General features: G+C 30.9%; 17 protein-coding genes. 5 read left to right on the forward strand and 12 right to left on the reverse strand.

What is annotated here, in order from left to right:
* Positions 1–7: 7 nt before the first annotated feature.
* Complete coding sequence (locus D1816_RS11195; RefSeq protein WP_066316547.1) at positions 8–433, reverse strand: hypothetical protein; 426 nt, start codon at positions 431–433, stop codon at positions 8–10.
* A 145-nt stretch (positions 434–578) separates the two neighbouring features.
* On the opposite strand from D1816_RS11195, the gene rpe reads away from it, so the two are divergent.
* The 5 genes from rpe (at position 579) to D1816_RS11220 (ending at position 5,861) form a co-directional block, all read left to right on the forward strand.
* On the forward strand, positions 579–1,241 hold the full coding sequence (gene rpe / locus D1816_RS11200; RefSeq protein ID WP_118502908.1) for a ribulose-phosphate 3-epimerase: 663 nt from the start codon (positions 579–581) through the stop codon (positions 1,239–1,241).
* A gap of 9 nt (positions 1,242–1,250) precedes the next feature.
* Positions 1,251–2,381: a helix-turn-helix domain-containing protein gene (locus D1816_RS11205; protein ID WP_118502910.1), complete on the forward strand. Its 1,131-nt coding sequence runs from the start codon at positions 1,251–1,253 to the stop codon at positions 2,379–2,381.
* An 82-nt stretch (positions 2,382–2,463) separates the two neighbouring features.
* Positions 2,464–4,221, forward strand: coding sequence for an FG-GAP-like repeat-containing protein (locus D1816_RS11210; RefSeq protein ID WP_118502912.1), 1,758 nt, complete (start codon positions 2,464–2,466; stop codon positions 4,219–4,221).
* Positions 4,222–4,357: 136 nt separating this feature from the next.
* The gene (locus D1816_RS11215) at positions 4,358–5,323 is read left to right on the forward strand and encodes a YpdA family putative bacillithiol disulfide reductase (protein ID WP_118502915.1); all 966 of its coding nucleotides are present in this window, start codon (positions 4,358–4,360) and stop codon (positions 5,321–5,323) included.
* Positions 5,283–5,861: a DinB family protein gene (locus D1816_RS11220; RefSeq protein ID WP_118502917.1), complete on the forward strand. Its 579-nt coding sequence runs from the start codon at positions 5,283–5,285 to the stop codon at positions 5,859–5,861. The genes D1816_RS11215 and D1816_RS11220 overlap by 41 nt, the downstream gene beginning before the upstream one ends.
* 35 nt (positions 5,862–5,896) lie before the next feature.
* Here D1816_RS11220 and D1816_RS11225 read toward each other — a convergent pair whose 3' ends face one another.
* From D1816_RS11225 to D1816_RS11275, 11 genes are all read right to left on the reverse strand, one after another.
* Positions 5,897–6,607, reverse strand: coding sequence for a Bax inhibitor-1 family protein (locus D1816_RS11225; protein ID WP_118502920.1), 711 nt, complete (start codon positions 6,605–6,607; stop codon positions 5,897–5,899).
* 66 nt (positions 6,608–6,673) lie between these two features.
* Positions 6,674–7,540 carry a zinc-dependent peptidase gene (locus D1816_RS11230; RefSeq protein WP_118502921.1) on the reverse strand — a complete coding sequence of 289 codons (867 nt, stop codon included), beginning with the start codon at positions 7,538–7,540 and terminating at the stop codon, positions 6,674–6,676.
* Positions 7,541–8,385: 845 nt separating this feature from the next.
* Positions 8,386–8,835, reverse strand: coding sequence for a hypothetical protein (locus D1816_RS11235; RefSeq protein ID WP_118502923.1), 450 nt, complete (start codon positions 8,833–8,835; stop codon positions 8,386–8,388).
* Between the two features lie 274 nt (positions 8,836–9,109).
* Entirely contained in the window at positions 9,110–9,865 is a 756-nt protein-coding gene (locus D1816_RS11240) for a hypothetical protein (protein ID WP_066316566.1), read from the reverse strand.
* A gap of 577 nt (positions 9,866–10,442) precedes the next feature.
* A complete protein-coding gene (locus tag D1816_RS11245; protein ID WP_118502925.1) occupies positions 10,443–11,729 on the reverse strand; it encodes a KamA family radical SAM protein in 1,287 nt (428 codons plus the stop codon).
* A 14-nt stretch (positions 11,730–11,743) separates the two neighbouring features.
* Positions 11,744–14,002 (reverse strand): TOMM precursor leader peptide-binding protein, encoded by a 2,259-nt coding sequence (locus tag D1816_RS11250; protein WP_118502927.1) that lies wholly within the window; start codon positions 14,000–14,002, stop codon positions 11,744–11,746.
* Between the two features lie 139 nt (positions 14,003–14,141).
* Positions 14,142–14,726 carry a hypothetical protein gene (locus D1816_RS11255; protein ID WP_118502929.1) on the reverse strand — a complete coding sequence of 195 codons (585 nt, stop codon included), beginning with the start codon at positions 14,724–14,726 and terminating at the stop codon, positions 14,142–14,144.
* Positions 14,727–14,795: 69 nt separating this feature from the next.
* Entirely contained in the window at positions 14,796–15,719 is a 924-nt protein-coding gene (locus D1816_RS11260; protein WP_118502931.1) for a hypothetical protein, read from the reverse strand.
* 233 nt (positions 15,720–15,952) lie between these two features.
* Positions 15,953–16,861: a hypothetical protein gene (locus tag D1816_RS11265; RefSeq protein ID WP_118502933.1), complete on the reverse strand. Its 909-nt coding sequence runs from the start codon at positions 16,859–16,861 to the stop codon at positions 15,953–15,955.
* A gap of 24 nt (positions 16,862–16,885) precedes the next feature.
* The gene (locus D1816_RS11270; protein ID WP_118502936.1) at positions 16,886–20,977 is read right to left on the reverse strand and encodes a TOMM system kinase/cyclase fusion protein; all 4,092 of its coding nucleotides are present in this window, start codon (positions 20,975–20,977) and stop codon (positions 16,886–16,888) included.
* A 51-nt stretch (positions 20,978–21,028) separates the two neighbouring features.
* Positions 21,029–21,988: an FHA domain-containing protein gene (locus D1816_RS11275; protein WP_118502938.1), complete on the reverse strand. Its 960-nt coding sequence runs from the start codon at positions 21,986–21,988 to the stop codon at positions 21,029–21,031.
* Between the last annotated feature and the right edge of the window lie 814 nt (positions 21,989–22,802).

A 22,802-nucleotide genomic window follows, 5' to 3' on the forward strand; every position in this document is an offset into this window, starting at 1 on the left:
AGTCCTATTATTTATATAGTTTTTTACGCGAAGTGTTTACATCTATAGCCAAGCCTTTATCAATTAACTCAAATATATCAAATCGCCATTCTGTTAACATAATGACTCTTTGATATTCGAGGTCGTTGTAATTTATCTTGCGACCAGTAGCAACGTTAATCAGTTTTCCGTTACATATTGACTCTTCAGAAAGACCTATTTTCTTGATAGGAACAAAGCTATATCCGTTATAAGTAATCTTTTTTGTTAAATCTGACAATGGGTAAAGTACTAATTTATAATTCTCTTGCCAAGCTATGCCAGCATCTTCATTATCATTTATATCACAAAGGTCTTTAAAAGAAAACGGTACTATTCTCTGTTCTTTATTTTGATAAAAACACTTTTTATCAGCATATGCAGCCAGGTGCCGTATTTTTAAGTTCCCTATCATATAATTAGTTATCTTCTTCTAATTCGTCTTAATTGATATTCATTAAAAATAGTCAAAAATTAAGCTTACTTATAAAGATTTTCAAAACATTGCCTATTTAATTTAAAACTTAAAGTAGTATTTTTGCACTAAACAAAAAAAGTTTATGGCTTCAAAATATATTGCTCCTTCTGTTTTAGCTGCAGATTTTGCTAATTTACAACGTGATATCGAGATGATTAATAACAGTGAGGCTGATTGGTTTCACATCGATATTATGGATGGTGTTTTTGTACCAAATATCTCATTTGGGATGCCTGTCTTAAGAGATATTGTAAAACATGCGACTAAAACTATAGACGTTCATCTAATGATTGTTGACCCAGATCGGTACATAAAAACTTTTGCAGATTTAGGAAGTAACATTTTAACCGTTCATTATGAAGCATGTACACATCTTCATAGAACATTACAAGCTATCAAAGCTGAAGGGATGAAAGCTGGTGTTGCCATAAACCCCCATACTAACGTGAATTTACTAGAAGATGTTATTAATGATATCGATTTGGTATGTATTATGAGTGTGAATCCAGGGTTTGGTGGACAATCTTTTATAGAGAACACCTATAAAAAAGTAACTCGTCTTAAAGAAATTATTACACAAAATAATGCAGGCACATTAATTGAAATTGATGGTGGGGTCACAAACAAAAATGCTAAAAAACTAATTGATGCTGGTGCTGATGTATTAGTTGCAGGAAGTTTTGTCTTTAAAAGCGAGAACCCTACTCATACTATAAAAGAATTAAAAGAAATCATAAAAGTTTAATCACCAAAGATGTCACAGGCGCTAACACCTTCTTTTGATACCTGGACATCATTTTTTTTGTTGGTAAGTTCGTTAGGATTCTTCTTAACCGTTATCTTGAGTCTTAACAAGAGTAATAGAGCAAATAATGCACCTATTGTTTTACTAATTCTAGGGTTTTCTTTTATACTGCTACAATACGTCCTTTATTGGACAAAATATCAATCCAAGTATCCTTTTGTTTATTTCTTTGATACTAGTTGGTATTTATCTTTTGGACCATTATTATATACCTATATCACAAAATTTTATAACAATAAACTTAAAACACAATGGTTTCATTTCACTCCAGCCATAGTCGTATTCATTCTTAGTTTTTACTTTCTTATTCGATCAAATGGATTTCAAAATTTCGAAACTCTTAATGGCAATTCTCTATTTTATGTTTTTCACTTTTTAAGATCTCCATGGTTAGCAACTGTATCTTTTATTATCTATCTTATACTTATTAAATACAATAGTTCTATTTATACAACCAAAACAAAATCTCAATATGATATAGTACGTGCTAAATGGACAAACCTGCTTATATCTTTATTCTTATTGTTTACTATTTCTTATATCAGTTATTATGTATTAGTACAATTTTCATTTTTCAATTTGCATTGGGACTATGCAATATCATTTTCAATGTCATTTTCGATATATGCAATTGGATATATGGTATATAAAGAACCTTCAATTTTTAATGGTACACTTTTATCTAATTTATTCTTGAAAGAACATTATGCCCACACACTCACAGAAACCACTAAAAACGATTTTTTTAATACATTAATTATCCACCTAAAAGAAAATAAACCCTATATGGATAATACGTTAAGGTTGACATATCTTGCAGATCAAATAGGTTTATCTCCACATACACTCTCTAAACTTATTAACGAAAAAGCTCAGAAAAACTTCAATCAATTCATTAATGAATATCGATTAGAAGAAGCAAAAAAAATGCTTCAAAAAGATCCTGATACAAGTATAAAAACTATCTATTTTGATGTAGGATTTAACAACAAAGCTACTTTTAATGCCGCTTTCAAAAACAAGTTTAATTGTACTCCTTCAGCATATAAGAAAAAATATGTAGTAGCTCAGGATAAATAAAGAGTAAAGAATTATAATTTTAAACCCTTTATACTATCATTCTTAGGACTTTTAGCCTTATAAATCTTAAAATCCAAGGCTTATGAGAACTTTTATTTTACTCTTATGTTTTTGCTTTTCTAGCGCTTCTTTTTCACAAAAATTTACCTTAATCAAAGATTCTATTAATCCAATAGTATCGGATACAGCTATTCGCGCAACCTATTTTGGTACTTCATGGACCGACATTAATAATGATGATCAGCTTGATCTATTTTATGCGGGTACTATTTATAAAAATTTAGGAAATGGAAATTTTGAAATTGCCCAAAACAATGCCAATATCCCTAGGGCCACTGCTCTTGTAGGTTGTAGTTGGGCTGATTATGAAAATGACGGAGATCTAGACCTTATCTATTCTAGATTTTCGTCTCCTGGCACATTTCAGACCAGAATTTACAAAAATTCGAATGGTCAATTTACAGAAGTTAATACTATTTTAAATACTATTAATTCTGCAACCTGGAGTGTACAATGGTGTGATTATAACAACGATAGTTATATAGATTTTATACTCACTTTTGCAGATTTATTTCTAGGTTCTAATCGCTTTCCAAACCGCTTGTACCGAGGCAATAGTGATGGCACCTTTACCGAAGTAAATGCGCCTTACGAGTTTCTTACCGAAAAAGCGGCATACACAGTTTCTAATTGGACTGATTATGATGAAGATGGAGATACGGATTTGTTTATCGCTAGTGGTCCTGCATCCGGTCCTACGGGCATTAAACCTGATTTTTTGTTTAAAAACTTACAAATCGAAACAGGAAAAGAAGGGTTTCAAAAGTTAACAAATGCTGATATTTCATTTGCAGAAGATCCTCAAGATGGACAATGTTATAATGTTGTAGACTATGATAATGATGGGGATCTTGATATTTGTCTCACCAATTATTCTGGGGTAGAAAACAAATTTTACATAAATAACTCTGGAGCCTATACAAATACAACTACTCCATTTACAATCAATAATACGCAAAACTTAACTAATGCCTGGGGGGATTTTGATAATGATTCGGATTTAGATCTTATTGTTACTGCATCAACTCCTACAGGAAGTGGTTATTTTATTAATAATGGGGATGGAACCTTTACAGAAAGTAATGTAAACTTAATTAATACAGAAACATCCGGAAACTCAACAGGTGCAACTATTGGGGATTATGATAATGACGGGGATCTTGATTTTTTTGTCGTAGGTCAAGGTATAAAAGGGCTCTTTAGAAATGATTTAGCTATTAAAAATCATTTTACAAATATTAAACTTATTGGCAACCCATCCAACAAGGCAGGACTAGGTGCTAGATTAGTACTCACTACTAAAATTAAAGGAAAACTAGTAACTCAAAAAAGAGAAATATCTGCTTCAAATACATTTATGGGTCATAATAGTTTAAGGGCACATTTTGGATTAGCTAAAGCAAAAAAAATCGATGAATTAACCATTTATTGGCCATCTGGAAATGTCTCTAGATTCAAAAATCTTCGGGTCAATACGTTTTACACCATAGAAGAAGGCAAAAAAAAACCTATTTCTCCAAAAATCAAAAAATCACGTATTAGCGTAATCGTATACCCTAATCCTGCTAAAAATGTTGTAAAAGCTAAAGTTTTAAATATAAAAACTAAAGTTCCGATTAAGGTTGAAATTTTAAATGCGAATGGAACTATTATCACAGAAAAAACATTCAACTACAACGAAAAAATTGTAATGAATACAGCTACTTTGATAAAGGGAAATTATTTTTTGAGCATCAAAATAGATGAACAAAAAGTTCTAAAAAAGTTTCTAGTTAGATAGCCTATCCCCTATTTTTGAGTAGTAAAGGCAAGTTTCTCTTTTTTGAAGCTTGCCTTTTATCATCTTAAAAGCATAAAAATTAGTAGTTTTATGGGTTATTAAGCCTATTTTAGGCAAAACGGATATAATTTCTTGCATGAAACACATTGATTTAATAATTGTTGGTGGAGGTCCCATAGGAATTGCCTGTGGTCTAGAAGCCAAGAAAAAAAATATTGATTACTTAATTCTTGAAAAAGGACCTATCGTTAATTCATTGTTTAATTATCCGGTTAATATGCAATTTTTTTCTTCTTCGGAAAAACTAGAAATTGACGGAATTCCATTTATAAGTAATGAAGCTAAACCAAAACGTAATGAAGCGCTAGAATATTATAGACGTATCGTTACGTCGAACGATTTAAGTATTAATTTATTCGAAGAAGTTATTACCATTAACAAACAAGATAAAAACTTTCATGTAACAACTAATAAAGAACAATATATAGCTACCTATGTTATTATTGCAACAGGGTTTTATGATATCCCAAATACCATTAACGTTCCTGGAGAAGAGTTGCCCAAAGTATCTCATTATTATAAAGATCCTCACTTTTACGCAAAACAAAAAATAGCTGTGATTGGTGCTAGTAATTCTGCTGTTGACGCAGCATTAGAATGTTACCGAAAAGGTGCAGAGGTAACCCTACTTGTTAGGGGTTCAGAAATTGGAAAACGTGTTAAATATTGGGTGCGCCCTGATATTGACAATAGGATTGCCGAAGGAAGTATTAAAGCATTCTATAATGTAACTATTACAGAAATATTACCGCAAAGTATCTCTATCCATACTCCCGAAGGTGATTTTTCTCTAGCTAATGATTATGTGCTAGCACTAACTGGATATAAACCTAATTTTAAATTTCTCAAGAAAATAGGGATCAACCTTTCAGAAGACGAAAAATTATATCCGCAATACAATGAACAAACTATGGAGTCTAATATAGCCAACCTTTATCTGGCAGGAGTTATTTGTGGAGGTATGGATACCCATATTTGGTTTATCGAAAATTCTAGAATTCATGCCAAAATCATTATCAACAATATCATTTCAAAAAAGTAATATGCTTAAAAAAGATCCCCTCTTAAGCTTTGAAAAAATCTCAAAACAATGGCTTTTTGACCTTGAGCATTACACTAATGAGGTGTTATATCAAAAACCATCAGAAACCCAATGGTGTCTGGCAGAACTTTTTGATCATATTATAAGAGTTGCAAGAACTTACCAATTACCTAACTTTAATAACTGTATCCAAAATAATATTAGAAAAGGAGCCTTAAAAAATGGTACTGCTTATCTTGTTTTTGATCTTAACATTATACCCTACAAGAAGATTCGTATGGAATCTTTTCCAACAAAGGTTGCAAGGGATTTCAATCCTTTAGAAAGAGACGCTAACGAACTTATTGAAGATTTTAAACTCTTTATCAATGAAGTCAAAAGAAATGCAGCTTTACTTTCTAATTTCGATAAAAAGACAAAGCATTTTCATCCATTTTTTGGGATGATCAATGCTAAAGAATGGTTTTCTTTAGTAGAAATACATATGAGACATCACAGTAAACAAAAGAAGCGATTAGAATCACTAAAACTCTCCTAAAAGAATCTTCGAATAATCTATAATTGAGTAATGTATTAGTCCCCGCTAAACCTTGATAGAATACTTAAGATATACCAGAATAACAACATTAAAGAAGCAAACAAACCTAAAGACGCTCCTACAAATTGATCTTCAGAATATTTGTGAACCATATTAGAAGTTTGATATAAAATCGAACCAGAAGCAAGAACTACCATTCCGACACTAAACCAAAGTCCAAGGTTAAATCCAAAAAGCATACCAGCTACAATAAGACCTATTGCGATAAAGAAACCTATAGACAACATTGATTTAAGAAAAGAAAAATCTTTTTTAGTCAGTAGAACAATTGCTGATAACCCTGTAAAAAGAGATAATGTCAAAACTGCCGCTTGACTAAGGATATTTGTACCGCCACTCTCGGCAATTAACATTGCTATCCCAATTAACGGGATAAATATGAATGCTTGTGCGATTACATAAATTAACAACCCTAAATATTGTTGATTTAGATTATGATTTTTAAATGCCATTTTCTCTGCATAACTTGTCGCGAGCATAAATCCACCTAGCATTACCAACCATCGCCAACCCTGCGCCATCGAAAAAGCAAAATCTACAAGAGGTTCTATTTGAAAAAACACCCATTCTACTATCACAAAAAGTAATACTGCCATCGCTAGATGTGTGTACGTTTTTTTGTAAAAGGCAACTCTTTTTTCATCTGTAAGCGAACTCACAGAGACTATTTGCTGAAATTCATCCATATAATACTAATCATTAAAATTGTTTAATGAGATAAATATAATTCTTTATTTAGAAGAAGGTTATAACTAATCTTCAAAATATCTAAAATTGAGCATTTGCGCAACATAGCCATATATCTCGGGGAATTTTTTCTTGAGTTCTAAAGGGGTTTCCATAAAGACTTCAACCAGAACTGCTATAAACTCAAATTTATCGGTATACGCATATTCTCTTAATATCTTAGTTTCTACAAGTTTCTGTCGTATTTCTTGGGCTCCCAAATATTCTTCAAGCATTAAAAAAGTATCATAAAAAATCTCAGAACTTATATCTGTATTTTTGATAGAGTTATAATGAATAGCATGAGTAATTTCGTGAATTCCTAAGCTTTTTCCATCATCCTTATGCTGGTTTCCTCTCTGGAAATGTTCCCATGATAGTGCTAGAGCTTTGGACCTTGGATTAAACTCACCATTATTTTGTGTTTGATTTAAGATTGAATAAAACGAAGTTGGATAAATTACAATAGTGTTGAGATACTCTAATAAATATTCACGCATCCCAAAAGTAAGTTGTACAACCATCATACTAATTTGCATCCGCATAAAATCATCTATAACCAGACCTTCTCTTCCTACAAAGTTAATCTCCTGCAGAAACCTAAAAGTTCTGTGTTCAAAATATCGTTTTCTTTGTTTATCCAAAGAAGAGTAAAAGTTGTTTTTAAGTAAAAAAGGTGTAAGAGTCTCTGGTAATTTTTTGATTTTAAAATAAAAATGAACAAAGTAAGGTTTCTTATTACGACGAGCATAAACAGTCTCTAAATATCGCAATACATAATACATACAAATAGATACAACGCCAACCGTTACAAAGACACCTATAACATTTTGAAGCACTGAATTTCCAGAGCTTTCATCAAGTTGTATTAAAGTAAATATTGAAAAATTCAAAAAAGAAAAATGTAGGTTAAGGTTATTAAAAATAGTGTTTTAGAAGTTAAAACCTTATTAAAACGATATTTTAACATATTTATTCTTTAAAAATCTATGGTTATTCTATCGCTTATAACATCCTATCCCATAAATATGCGTTGTTATTGAAAATTTAACGATTTCCAGTGCGCTTAGGAATGAAATTTGATCCATAAAAACTGTCAGTACCAGTGTTTAATTTTAGAAGAACACCCCATAACATTAAAATTAAAATACGACATGTTTAGATTTTACAAAAAATATCCAATCTCTTTGGATTACCTAGATATATTATACAGAAATACTGTTTCAAAACTTCCTGTAAGCAACCGTATTAAGTATTGTGAATCTTTAATTCACAGAACGAAAGATGATATTTCGAATGCCAATTGCGCAGTACAAAAAAGGAAATTGAAAAAACTTTTAAAAGCGGCTAAGATCGAAATATTTAAACTTAATCAGAATAATTAGGCATTCTCATTATTTTTTTAGGCACATGGTACAAAAAAAGGTTTGACTATATTTAGCCAAACCTATATAACTCAGTAGCAGAAATTTAAATTATACAATAGCCCCCTATTAATAACCAGCTGACACTGTTTTATTTTGATTACAAAGTAAATTTACAAAGTAGCCTGAGTATATAATATTTCATTGCATTTCATCAATAAAAATCCAGTTAAACCGTACTTTATTATGCCTTTAAATTTAGACTTTAAAACATAAAAAAGGTTTAGCATATACAGCTAAACCTCCCTATTAAGTTTGATGGTACTGCCTAAAACAGTCCCCCATTACCCTCAAACTATTCTATTTTGTTTTATTTATACCTCTTGTTTTATTGATGCAAAAGAGGTTTCTTCATTAATCTTTTTAAAATATTTTAATACTCCTTTTAATTTTATATTGCCCCGCTTTGGAGCTACATTATAGTTATCCAAAACTTGATCATAAATGACCTTATTTCCTAAAGCTCGGATTTCTGCACTAATTTTAACATGTATAGCTATATACCCATCTGTACAACTACAATTTATTATCTCAACTCGTATTTCTGGGTTATCATTAATTCTAGTTGTAATATAGCTATTGTGCGGAATTTCAATTTTCTCAATTTTACCTTCTTTTATTCCTTTGAACTGGCTAGAGTAATAAATATCATAATGATTATTACCCAAACTCACTAATTGAAGCGTCGTCTTGATGCGCTCTTGTAGTGGCCAATGACCAAATTTCACTCTTTGTGTTTTCTTATCTATTATGGGATATGACATGTCGCTTATAAGTTTAGTTTGATTCTTATTAAAACAACAAACTGTGTTAATACGGGTATAAAACTATATAATAGTGTAGATGAAAAATATTTCATCATATTTCATATGGCTTTTCATCTACACTATTGTACTTAATACATGTATCCAAAATTAGCTTTAGTAGAAATTAAAAAAACCATCAAAAGAAAGCTTTTGATGGTTTAATAATAAATTTGAGTTACTACTTAAATAATAGTGTAAATCTAATATTAGTTCTTAATATCCTAATAAAACATTAAGCCAAACTACTTAATGCCTCAAGTTCTGTAGTATTATTTTCTAAATAAAGTTCACTTAAGGATTGAACAGATATATAAGCTTGATTACTATTTTGTGTACTATCGGCATTTATCCATACAAGTTGTTGTCCATTCCCTTGTAAATTAAATGGTGAAGTCTGAGTATCTGAAGTGGTAATAGTCACAAAATCTTTAGCATCTCCAGCATATTTAATAACCGTGTCTGGGTTTACCAATTTGTTTACTATAATTACCTCTGCACTACGTTCTGCAAACTGAACCGCTGTAAATTGATTAATATTACTTTGAATTTGCCCAGAGTACCAATGAGACTCAGGAACAGCATAGAAACGTGTAAATTTCTCAAAACTTTGGTTTTCACCATTTAAAGGTAATTTCTTGTTATTAATCCCATTTGTATCTATCGGCATTTTTACGCTACCAATAAAAGCTTGAATTTTTGCCCCTTGATTTCCATTAGTTATGGCTATAGAAACCGTATTTGTTTGACTGCCATCGATGAAACATAATGCTGCTAATCCTTGATTCATTGTAGTGCCTGGTACGGTTACGGAGACTGGTGGTTGAGAATTTGACCACACTACTTGTAAAGTTGTAGAAGCATCATTCCCTGCTGCATTATAAAAAAATAAGCAATATAATTGCCCATTATTTAAACTACCATTACTTGTAGCAGTATCTCCTTCACCGAGTTCTATTAATCTACCATTATTCCAGTTAATTGTTGACATGATTTGTTTGTTTAAATTTATTCCCTACTCTAATTTTATGAGCTTTTCGGGTTCCTCTCTTAAATCAAAATCAATAGTAGCTACTTGATCGAATAAACTATCCGATCACCATAATTTTTAACAATCTAGTTTAAAATTACATTGTATTTTAAAACGATTTTCTACTAAATACTGATGGTTTTTAAATGGTAAACATCATAAAGGGTTGGGCAGAATTATCCAGTAAAACATATGTAATCTTAGGGTCTAATTTTTGGCCAAAATCAAATTAATATTATCTAAATCAGAAGACGTCTTTAATACCTGATCATTATAATATTTTTGACATAATGAATGTAAGAGTTTATTATGGGAGAAAATATTTCATTCTATTTCATAAATTCATCATAAAATACTGATTAACAGTACTTTATAAGTACTAAAGAAGTATAAAAATGAAGGCGAAACCGGAATTCAAAGTTGATAAAAATGTAGATTTTTTGTATAAAAAAAATCATAACACATTGGGCTACAAAACATTTAATTGAGTATCATTCAAATGAAAGAGATTAACTAAATATGGCTATCAATTTTTATATTAAACAAGTTGATCTATAGCAGAGGGGGATTCACTAAACAACTCGATTAAATTTCCTGCATTTTTTGTAGTGTCACTATAGGGAATTAATTTAATAGTACCTTCTCCAAAAGTATTTGGTGGAGCTTGTAAAGATTTTAACACAAAGAACCGTTCATTATTAATTGTAACCACACCATCCAATAGTGTTCTATGTAAATCGTTCATGAATACCGGTCCCCTAACAGTCCTTGCCAAACCAGTAGCTTTCTTTTGTGCTTCTTGAAAAATTTGCAGTGCTTTTGCCAGTGGAATTCTAAAACAGGATTCTGAATTATGGTCAGCCTCTATAAACATATAATACGGTACCATTCCTAAAGTAATTTGTTTATTCCATAAAGTACTCCAATCTTCTGGAGTATCATTTATACCTTCAACAAGAGGTCCTTGACATCTAATAACCGTTCCTGTTGCTCTAATTCTTTGTATCGCTTGTTTAACAGCTTCATTTTCTAACTCTACTGGATGAGTAAAGTGCGCACATAAATTAAGATGTTTACCTCTGGATTGTATGTATTTAAATAATGCTAATAATTCATCGGCATCTTGATCTGTTGTAAACCTAAAAGGCCACCAGGCTAAAGATTTTGAACTAATACGTATTACTTTTACAGAATCTATTTCTAAAATAGGATCTATATATTCTCGTAATGTTTTTGCTTTAAGCACTAATGGATCTGCCCCCGTAAACAATACATCACTAATCTCTGGATGTTCTTTTAAGAAAGCCACTGGTTCTTGAGGATCCTTATATGAAGAGTTTTGCTGTGCTTCTTTATTATTAAACATGATCCATCTAAAGCAATACGAACAATACGAATGACATGTTTTGGCCATTGGATCCGGAAATAAGCTTACTATGGTTCCAAAATTGCTATACATTCCCCTTACCCTAACGCCATCAACTTTAGGAATGCTTGTCTCACAATGCTTTACTTCGGGGTACATTTTTTTCTTTACCTTCTGAATAAAAGGCATTAGTGTTTTTTCTTCTAACCCACTTTGATATAATAATTGTAACGCCTTATAATCAGTTATAGGTAGCATCTCTTTTCTTGGAAAGATTAAGTTATAAATCGGATCATTAGGTATCGCATCCCAGTTTATTAAATGTTCTAAAACATAATTATTCACTTTAAAATGAAAGACGCTGGAAAGAATATCAAATACTTCTCTTTCTTTTTCTGGTAACCTTGTATAATACTCGGTTTTCTTAAATGAATTGTTGTTATAGGATATAAATTTCATGGTTAATTGTCATTTTAAATAAAAATACTCAAAGGGTTTAATTCTTCTTCTGTAAGAGGTTCTTTAAATTTTCCCATTTTTACAGGTACATCATACAATCTTCCTGGGGCAGTACGTCTCCAAAAATGGCGTAATCCCGGTACAATTACTTTGGCTACCGAAAGGCCTATATCTGGCTGTGTTAAATCCAAAGCCAACGTTTCTAACCCTTGTTTTTTGGCTTTTTCTATGCAAAACTGCAAACTATCATAAACTGTAGCTGGGCAAAGTTTCGCATAGTCAGCTTGCATATTATTTTTTTCTTTATCTAATGGAATCAGATATGTATTATCTTTTAATGTGGCATTATTTAACCAATCTATAAACACCTTATCTGTAGTTAAATAATCTTTCTTATCGTTGATAACTACGGGTAATAACTGATTAAGTTCTATAATTGCTCTTTCTAAAGCAATATTGGCATCTACATGAGCTCCAAAAGCATAAAGCACTTTATCTTTTTCATCTTCTTTTATACTATGGCTAATGGCTACAAAAACAGGAATTTCCAGATCTGTAGTAATATCCAGTACATAAAGACTTCTATTTATGTCTTTATAATACCTTATCATTTTGTTGATATACTCATTACCAGCAGTTTCTAAAGCTACTTCTGGGTATTGAATACGATTATACCACCAAATTGCTGCAGCATCACGCTCTACAAGTTCAAGAAAACCTTGTAGTATAGCTTCTTCTATGGTATTACCTGCCGCACAACCGTTAGAATCGGGATATGCATACAAACGCTTCTCGTCTTTTGCCGGATATTGCGCATAACAATAGCAAGAAGGAAGAAACTTAAACTCTTTGTGTGTAAGACTATATACCGGAGTCCAATCCATTATCTCATCTGTATCGAATGCAATTGGAATTAGTGAGTAAAACTTAGTGCTTTCATTATTGATTCGTTCTCTATCCTGATACTGTGCATTGCTATAAAGCATACATTGGTTAGGATGTATTTTAACATCCAAATCCTTAAAAGCAGCTTGAATTTTATAAGCTTCTCCCTGGTACATAAGACTATATCGTTCTATGGCTTCACATAAAGCACCGGTTTTAGCTTGAATCTCTGTTTTTCCTTTACCACCATTTGCACTTCTGAGATGTAGATTTAACCAGAATAACGAAGAACTTTGAAGTGCCATATTTTTACCTGAACCAAAATTATAAATTGGCGCATCTTCTACAGGATGATATGCTCTTAAATAAGGAACAACTCCCGTTATATCACTAACATGATGCATATACTTCTCTAAAGTCACCTCTGGGGGTACGGTGCGATAACCTCCCAAATGATCAGATAAGATATCTTCTTTTTTTAAATCAATTGGTGACGGATGTTGGCTTAACACCTCTTTAGTTCCACATGCTCTACATTGCGGTCTTTTAACTACTTTGTGTGTACTTTGTTTTCTTGTTTTAGTATTTATAGCGATCAAATGATTAAATAATTGATCATTATGATCATGATACATCCATGAAACCAATTCAGAAAGAGCAACACTTATACCCCACTGTTGTGCTAATGGATGATTTATTACAGGACGGGCAATAGTATGATTGGTTTTAGCAAGTGCCTGATACAGTTTACTCTCTTGATCATGTAATGCTAACCGATGTTGTAAACAAGCCCAACAAGCACTATCAGCATTATCGGGAAGTATAAGAGGACCTATGTAAGGAGTTGTACCATTCAACTTAAGTAACAACCATGGTATCTGATGATCTAACATTTCCTGATTTACGGATTCCAAATCAGGATGTAAATAATCTGTAGTCAAGACAACAATTAAAGTAGGAGTTTCAGAGAATTCTATCCCAACATTTCTACACGCATCATTAAACATAATCGTATCTACCGATCCTAAAGTCCTGACAGCGATCGATTTGTTCTTAAATATAGTAGATAAGGTATTTGTATCGTAACCCGACTCTTCCCAATATGCAGTTTGTTCTGGAGTAAAGTAAGGCCTTGATTGTGTAATATAACCCTCTGATTCTAATTGATGCAACGTAATTATAACATCACTAAGATTAGAACTATAGTCCTCATAATTAGCTACAATGAAATCTTTAGTAATTTTTTCACCACTAATCTTCTCTAAAAGTTGGATTGCTAAAGGCGATTGTAATACAACACTATCTCGTTCTGAGGTCATGATCGTATAGTGATCGTTAATATTAACTTTAGTATATTTTTCTTTAATTCTGTAAAATGTATCTGGCATTATATCAAGAGTATTCTTTTGAAATTTTTATCAAAAAAAAATAATAATCAATGTTGAATTATCTAAGAAAACAACATTGATTATTTTATTTAAAACTACCAAAAAAAATAGTTCTATGCTTAATAAAAATCATGTAATTTTATGTAGTAGTAAGTACTATCTCTGCTGTTTCTTTATTGTCTTTACAATACACTTTGGTTAACATATCTTTATTTGGTATAAAACAAGGTAAAATAAGTATCGCATCATAATATTGTAAATCTTCAGTATCAAAAGGCAGAATCACTTTTGACACTCCATTTTCTGATAGTAATTCTCTTTTTATTGTTTTTATACCTTCTTTACCATTACTAAATACTTGTACAAATAAAGGAGATTCTTTTATAGTAACTGTTTCTTTACTACCTCCTTTTTTAGTAAAATATAGATTCGGCCAGGCTGTTTCATAGTCTAAAATGACCCGAGTATTTTGCGGTATTTTCATACCGCAACCTTTCCAGGGTTTACCATTTTCTATCCAAACATAAGTATTGTCTTTTTTACCATCTGTCATAAATGCTACTGTATTTTCAGGATCTTGAAAAGCCTCTAGCAAATCTTTATCGCGCGCACATTTAAGACTAAGTTCATAATATCGTTCGTAAATAGTATATATCTGATTTTTAGTTGTATTTGAATCTAAAGTCGTTTTTTCCTGTTTTTGGTCTATTGTGATTGTTTCCATGGTTTAGGTTTTAAGAATTTAAAAATATCGATAAGCATTTTGACTAACGAGATACTAATTCTTATTAAATCAAGTACAAGTTGCAATAAATTCTTCTACTGTTGCATCTGCACCAAAAATTTTCATATTTGTCTTTACATCTAATCTTGGACTTGCATAAGGTACATACAGAGTATATTCGTATTTCTTTTCTCCTTTTTGCAACTCTAACTCAATTTCACTAAAATCTAGAGAGGCATAATTTTCTGTATCTGCTTTATTAATCGTAAAAAAACCTGATTTTAATTTTTGTTTATTTTTCTCATTCTTTTTATAATAGAAATCTGTATCCATCAAAATAGAAAGTTCTAATTGATAAGGTTTTTCTTCAACAACAATTTGGGCTTTATCCTCTATACTATCTGTTTTTTCTACAATTACGAATTTAGATTTTGAAATTGAAGTATCTAAGATAATATTGGTCTGCGTTGGAATTTTCATTTCGCAACCTGGCCAGAAGTACCATTTTTCTTCAGAATCAGTAACTATGAAACCTTCTAATTGGTTCTTTACTTCATTAACTATACTTTTATATAGTTCGGGTTTCGTACTACGAAGTTGAGCTAATTCTGTAATGGTATAGCCTACCGCGAACTCTATCTGGTCTTTGTTATTGGTTTTTTCTGTTCTAAACAAAACCCCATTGGTTAAAAAACCATGTCTTAAATTATTAGAATTAACATAAGCATCTCTAACAAAATCATTAATAGACTCAAAAAAATGAAATGTATTGAAAAATTCAGCAATTCTTAAGATATCTATTTTAGCCAAATCTGCTTTATTAGTTAACACCTTAAATTTTGCGTTTATCGCTCTATCTATTGCATCATATACTTGATACAATGGATCATTATTAGGTTGAGCATCGAATAATGATTTGATTTCTTTTCTTACGAGCTCTTCTAAATTTAAATTCTCTACAATTGTTGATGGTTCAGTTTCTTCATTAACCATGATTTTAAGTTTTAAGAGTTATTAATTAAATAAGTGTTTGGTTTTTAGCTATCTTATTATCCTAAATAATATTAAATTTTAATTTAATAAGGATTAAACTTAAATCAATTACGGTTTTAAGTTACTAAAAATCAAACACTTAATAAGATACTATAAATTAAATAACTCACCCAAAAACAAAGGCTTGTTTATGATATTTTTAATAATATTTCGGAAGTATCATATCTATTATATCAAGAACAAGTAGCGATAAACTCCTCTACTGTTTCGTCTGAATTAGAAATTTTCATATGAGTTAATACATCAAGTCTAGGACTATTATAGGGTACATATAACATATAATCATATTCTTCTCCTTTTTTTAAAGCTAAATCAATTTCACTAAAATCCCCTGTATGGCTCCCTTCAAATTCAGGTTCAGACTTATTAATTGCGAAAAATCCTGATTTTAGTTTACGCTCTTCCGCGTCTTCACTCTCTTTATAAAAAAATTCATTATCTCCCAATAAAGAAACTTCTAATTGATATGGATTTTCTTCCATAACTATTTGTGTAGCATCATCTTTAGATTCATTAATCTTTTTAGTTACTACAAATTTTGATTTAGTAACAGATGTATCCATTAATATAGTAGTATTTGCAGGCATTTTCATTTCGCAACCAGGCCAGAAATACCATTTTTCTTTAGATATGTTAGTTTCACCTATTCCATCACCTATACTATCTAATTGATCACTTATTGCAGTGATAATATCATTATACTTTGTATTATTTTCTATATATAATTTACTAAGTTCATCAATGTTATACTTTTCATTGATTTCTACCTTTCCTTTATTTCTTTTAGTATTAAATAAAGCTCCATTTGTCAAAAAACCGAGTCGTAAATTATTATGATCTAAATAAGCATCTCTTATTGTATTATTTATAGATTCAACAAAATATAAATTATTAAAGAATTGGGTAATTCTTAAAATCTTATCTTTTGTAGATTCGTTAGGTATATGCTTATCAATCATATGATATATAATATAAGAAGGATCATTGATAGGTTTTGCATCAAATAGATCTTTAATTTCTTTTCTGATCTCGTCAGAACGTAAGTTTACCTCTTGTGGGCTAGCCAAATCTTGTGTACTCATTTTTTTGGTTTTAATTAAATATGATTATTGTATTTGTGTCTTTAATTTTTGATATCTATTATATACTTCTAGTTCTCTAATTTCTAAAATTGTATTACAAAATTCTTCTATTGTAACTAATAATGTTTCAACTTTTTCAATTTGCTTTTCTTGTATTAAAAATTCAGCATAATTGACTATTGCATCAAGTTTTAGTAAATTAAAGTTCATTTTTTCAGAATAAGCTATAGATTTTTCAAATGTATTTTCTATTACTGTGGATATTACTTTTTCTTTACGAATTAAACATCTTCCCAATAAATTATAGGTTATTGGTAAAATAGCTTCTTCTCCATGATTAGTTTGTCTATCTATAGATTCTTGTAAAATTATTATTCCTTTTTCATATTCATCTACTTCAAGATATGTTTTAACCATTGAAGGTTCATAAAATGATAATACTAGGCTTTGTCCAGCTTCTATCATAGATTTTCTTTTTTCTTCAGCAATATCAGTTTTACCACTAACCCAATCTTCAATTAAACAAAACAAATTAGAAACCCATACTTTATGTATTCGTTCACCTAATAAATGATGAAGTTCTTCAACATATTCTTTACATAATTTCTTATCATCAAGCATTGATAGAAAGCAACCCATAAAAAGAAAAGCCAGTACAATTAAAGTATCATTATTGGTCGTTTTAGAATATTGTATACCATCTTTGTATAATTTTTTTGCTTTATTAGGCTTTCCTCTAAAATAATATACAAACCCTAACATTCCTGTAGCAAAAATATAAGGATCGAAACCGTAGTCTTCAAAAATGCTTTTATCCTCTTCTAAATCAAATTTTTCAATTACAGTAGTAAGTAATTTTTCTGATTTATCTATATCTCCAGAAACAAAATAAGATTGTCCTAAAAAAGATGAAATCGCCATTTCTACCTTATGATTTTTCTTTTGAATTGATTTTTCGATAAGTTTTTCACCAATATTTTTTGCTTCTTTACTTTTTGATTGCGCATGAAAATAGGAAAACAACGCCCAATCATTCTTTAATTCATACTCGTCAACCTCTTTATTTATGACATGATTCTCCTTAGATTTTAAGTCTGCTATTAATTCTACATTCCGATTAGCCATTTCATATAAAGCATGGCTCCCCCATCCTTCTTTTAAAGAGATTGCAGCCATGACACAGATATTTAAATCCAGTTCGCCTTTGAGTTTTTTATTTTCATCTTGAATTCGTACTACCCATTCTTTAATCACTAAATACAATCGTAAGGCCTCTTCATTTGCAGAATTTTTAATATCTCGTTTAATTGCTTCTAGTCCAAGTTGTGATGCTTTATCATATTGACCAGCCTCTGCTTGATGTCTGGCTAATTCAAATGGATTTTCTTTTACAACTTCCTTAAAATTATCTTCAAGAGCTTTAGCAATTCTACCGTGAACTTCTCTTTTTAATTGAGATACCATACCATCGTAAGCAGCATCCCGAATTAACGCATGTCTAAATACATAAATCTCATTTTGTACACGACGTTGTCTATAGATTAGGTTAGCTTCTTGTAATACATTAAGGTTACCTTGTACCATCGCTTCATCATGAGAGGAAGATTTTACCAAAAGGTCGTAGGTAAATTCTCGACCTATAGCCGACGCTAATTGTGCAGTTTCTTTGGCAAAGCCAGTTCGATCTAATCTTGTATTTAACAATCCTTTTAAAGTTACCGGTACAGAGGTTGCATCAAACTTTGCTGCTAACCGATACGTATCATTTTCTAGTATCAAATATTCTTGATCGGTCAACATTGTTGTTAAATCTTCAATAAATAGAGGAATTCCATCTGATCGCTCAACAATATAATCTAATGCTTTTTCATCAATTTCTTTTTGATGTATTAAATCTTTGATCAATGATTCTGCATAAGCTTTTGTTAGTATCTTCAATCCTATTTCTGTAGCTTGTTCTTCTTTCCAGTCATGTTCGAACTCTGGTCGTGCGGTAAGTAACAACAAGTAATTTTGTTTAGAAATTTTTGAGATTAGTATGCTCAAAAAGTCAAGACTTGTAGGATCAATCCAGTGTAAGTCTTCAACGATAAGCATGAATTTTTTTTGAGTATCAATACTTAAAATCCATTCTTCTAGAATATTAAATAAAACTTCTTTTTGTTCTAAAGGAGATATTTCAGAGTTTTGATATGTATCACCTAAAGGAATGGCAAACCACGAGCATAATATCGGTATCGCTATCGCGGGATCACATTTTACCTTTTTTAATGCATTCTCTAATTGTGGTATGCTATCTGTTAAATCATCATGTATCCCCACATCCTTTTTGAGCATTTCGAAAATAGGATATAAAGCATTATTTTGATATTCTGGTAGACAACGACATTCTCTAACTACAAATCCATCATGTACTAAACCTTTTTTTGTTTCATAGATAAGCTTAGATTTACCTATCCCGGCTTGCCCCTTAATCAAGATGGTTTTTCCATTTTTAGGAGCTACAGTTTTCCATACGTCAAAAACGTGTTCTTGTTCTTGTTCTCGACCAATCATTCTTTGATCTGCACTTCTCAAACTAAGATTTGACAATGCCTCTGCCGGTCGCTCACCTGTAAGTAAAAATGCTGTTAATGAGTTACTACCTCCAGAAAAACCCTGAGTAATAAAAGGTTCAAATTCTAAATAAGGATCTAATAATTTTTTGGTCGTTTCTCCAACCAAAATATGCCCTGGTTGTGTTGTATATAAAAGATTAAATGCAGCATTTGTTACTAATCCTTCTGGATCGCTTTTATGTTTTATAAGTACGGTACCAGAATTCATTGCTACACGTATATCAATACTTATTCGGTGTTGTGCATACAACAATGCACTTCTTTTTTGCAATTGACTAATCAATTCTAATGCAGTTCTACCCGCACGTCTAGCATCATTATCACTTACTTGTGGATACCCGAAATACATAATCATTGTATCTGCCATTGTTCCTGATATATGAGCACCAAAACGCATACCAGTATCTTTACAAAGATGCAATTGATCTTTTTGAATCGCCTCTAGAGTTTCAATATCTAAGGTTGCATTTTTGGATATAGACAAGCTAAGTTTAGCGCACAAAACAGTAAGTTGTCTTTTTTCACTATGAGTGCTAAGCCAAGCAAATTGATTAATTTCGGTAAGGTTATCGGCAGGTTGTACAGGTGTATTTTGAGGTTGAATCCTACCTACCAATGTGCTTAAATTTACATCTCCTAATGCTTCAGAAATCATGATAGCATTATGAATACGTCTTCGTGGATCTTTGTGTAACACATGACTTAGCACCTTTGCTAATGGATGATCCAAAATTGAAGGAGGCAAAGGTACATCTGTAGGATCTAATTGCTTTTGAAAAATTTCTGCAACACTCGTACCTTGCATTACTGGTTTTCCTGTAAGGCATTCTAAAAAGATTAATCCCCAGGCATAAAGATCAGATTTTACCGTTGGCGGTTCTCCTCTTAATTGTTCAGGTGCAGTATAAGCGGGAGTACCAATTACATCATGTGTTAATGTAAGATCCTTATAGTCTTCACTTTTAAAGTCATAGGTGAATGTCCCCATACCAAAATCTAATATTTTCACATAAGATTTTGTACCTAATTTAGTGACCATTATATTATGTGGTTTTAGATCACGATGAATTATCCCTTCTGAATGTGCGCAAATCAACGCTTCCAGAACTTGTTCCATCAATGCACCGGTCTCTTCTGCTGATAAACCGTTATATCTATTGATCAGATCCTTTAATGTCTCACCAGAGATAAATTCAAAAACTGCATAGGGTTCATGATCTCCCGTATAACCTTTATCTAAAAGTTTAACAATATTTGGATGACTAATTTGTACGCAAAGTTGCGTTTCTCTCTCGAAACGAGCTATTTGTTGCTTTCTTGATTGTTCATCAAGAGTGTTTTTAAACTTAAGCATTTTAATAGCTACAATTTGACCTGTGCTTATTTGCTCTGCCTTAAAAACCTTACCATATCCTCCCTCTCCTATTTTTTCAAGAATATTGTAATTTTTAAGATCAGTATCGACATTTGATGTGTTTGTTGTCGAAGAGTTTTTCATTATCGGGTACTATTAATTTGTGATGTGTCTATATATATTTCGATTAGGGGATTAATTTGTCATTGCTAATACTTCTCCAATGCACGCTTCTTCTTTTATAATTTGAAAATAAGGATGTGCAAAGCGTACTTCACCATATCTTCTTTCAATAATATTTGAAAATAAATATCCATATGGTTTTGTTTCGATCAATAATTTTCTAAGTCTATAAATTTTTAAATTCAGATAGTAGGTATCTAGTTCTTTACCAAATTCTTTACTCATATCAGCCAATAAATCATCTATAGACATCCAACCTTGATCTCCCATTACATGATTTGCATTAACATCTGCGAGTCTCTTTCTAGCCAAAGCTAATAGAATATAATTATGAACACGTTCACCTAAATCTAATTCTAGATTCTGTGTTATAATCTTAATGTGTATATGTTCTTCGTCAGAACTTAAAGTAAACTGAAAATACGCATTGTTTACCACATGCCCATTATCCATTGTGTCTTCTAGTACTTGGTTTTCTACAAAAACATATTCTTCACCATCTATACTATATGTTTTGTTCTGTGCCAGATCAACAGCAACTCCAGCTTGTTCGAATTTCCAAGTAGTATCTTCAGGATAAATAAGTATTTCTGGTTTTTCTTCGTTTGGAAAAGCGTGACAAGAAGTTAGTTCTATAATATTACTAGTATTCTGAACAGATTTGAGATAGCTCGAAGGAGAATCCAAATTAATCATTTCCCATTGTGTAGATTCGTGTTCTCCAAATTGAATTCTACAACCTTTACTAAGTTTTACTGTGGCATGATTAATATATTCTCCATTAACTAACGTACCATTTCTACTGTGATCTTGTATATACCAATCACTACCTTTCCAAGATATTAAAGCATGGGATTGGGAAATATCTTTCTCCGAAATGTGGGTATTCGCAATATGTCGATTCCTACCAAAGGTATGCTGTGTATTCAGGTATACGATTTCTTCTGTTTGATTATTTTTTATAATAGCCATTATCCCAATATTTCATTTATATTCCTTCTATACTAATTACATAGTATGTATAAATAAACTACTCTGGCAAACCGTAAAATACAATTAGCAAAAAACATTAACTCCCCCTAAATAAATGAATATTTTGAAATAATTGTCATGAACTTTAAGTTGGTTAAATTTTAAACGATTGTTATTTTAAGTTTACGTCAAAAAATATACTTGCACTTAAATCTTATTTTTTAAATTATGAAGATGATATTGCATCTTTCTGGGTTAGAAAAGAGTAATTTACATCATAAATTGAATTGTTTTTAAGCTTATTAGTGCTTCTCAAATATAAAAAACATTATTTCTTTTCTCACATGAAAGAACACTTAAATAATTGAAAAATAAATAGTTATGGTTTTTCCGTAATCAAATAATGGTAATGCTATAATTTAATGTTTTTCAATTTTGAAATACATTCATACACATCTATTTTGGATTTATCTGAAATCCAGAATATTAAATCTAAATCAACAATGATTTGAATTACCATAGCCAATTTTTTATTTTTTTGAACTTAATTATTTTCTAAAAAAATAAAAAAAGAAAGCATATACATCCCTTATATATTAGTTTAAACCAAACAAAAAATCTAAATCAATTGAATACCAAATATTTACTTGCCTTTTTATTAGAAACTGTAAAGCATTTGTATATATCCTTAAACTAAAAAAGGCGTTTATTATCTCCCAAACCAATATAAATATGGAAATGATTTTAGCGTTTTTTTAACATAGAATCATCATGTGTGCTGTTGCTTATTTATGTTTTGATTTTCAGAAACTTA

This window comes from Aquimarina sp. AD10 (assembly GCF_003443715.1).
In the GTDB taxonomy this organism is placed as follows: domain Bacteria; phylum Bacteroidota; class Bacteroidia; order Flavobacteriales; family Flavobacteriaceae; genus Aquimarina; species Aquimarina aggregata.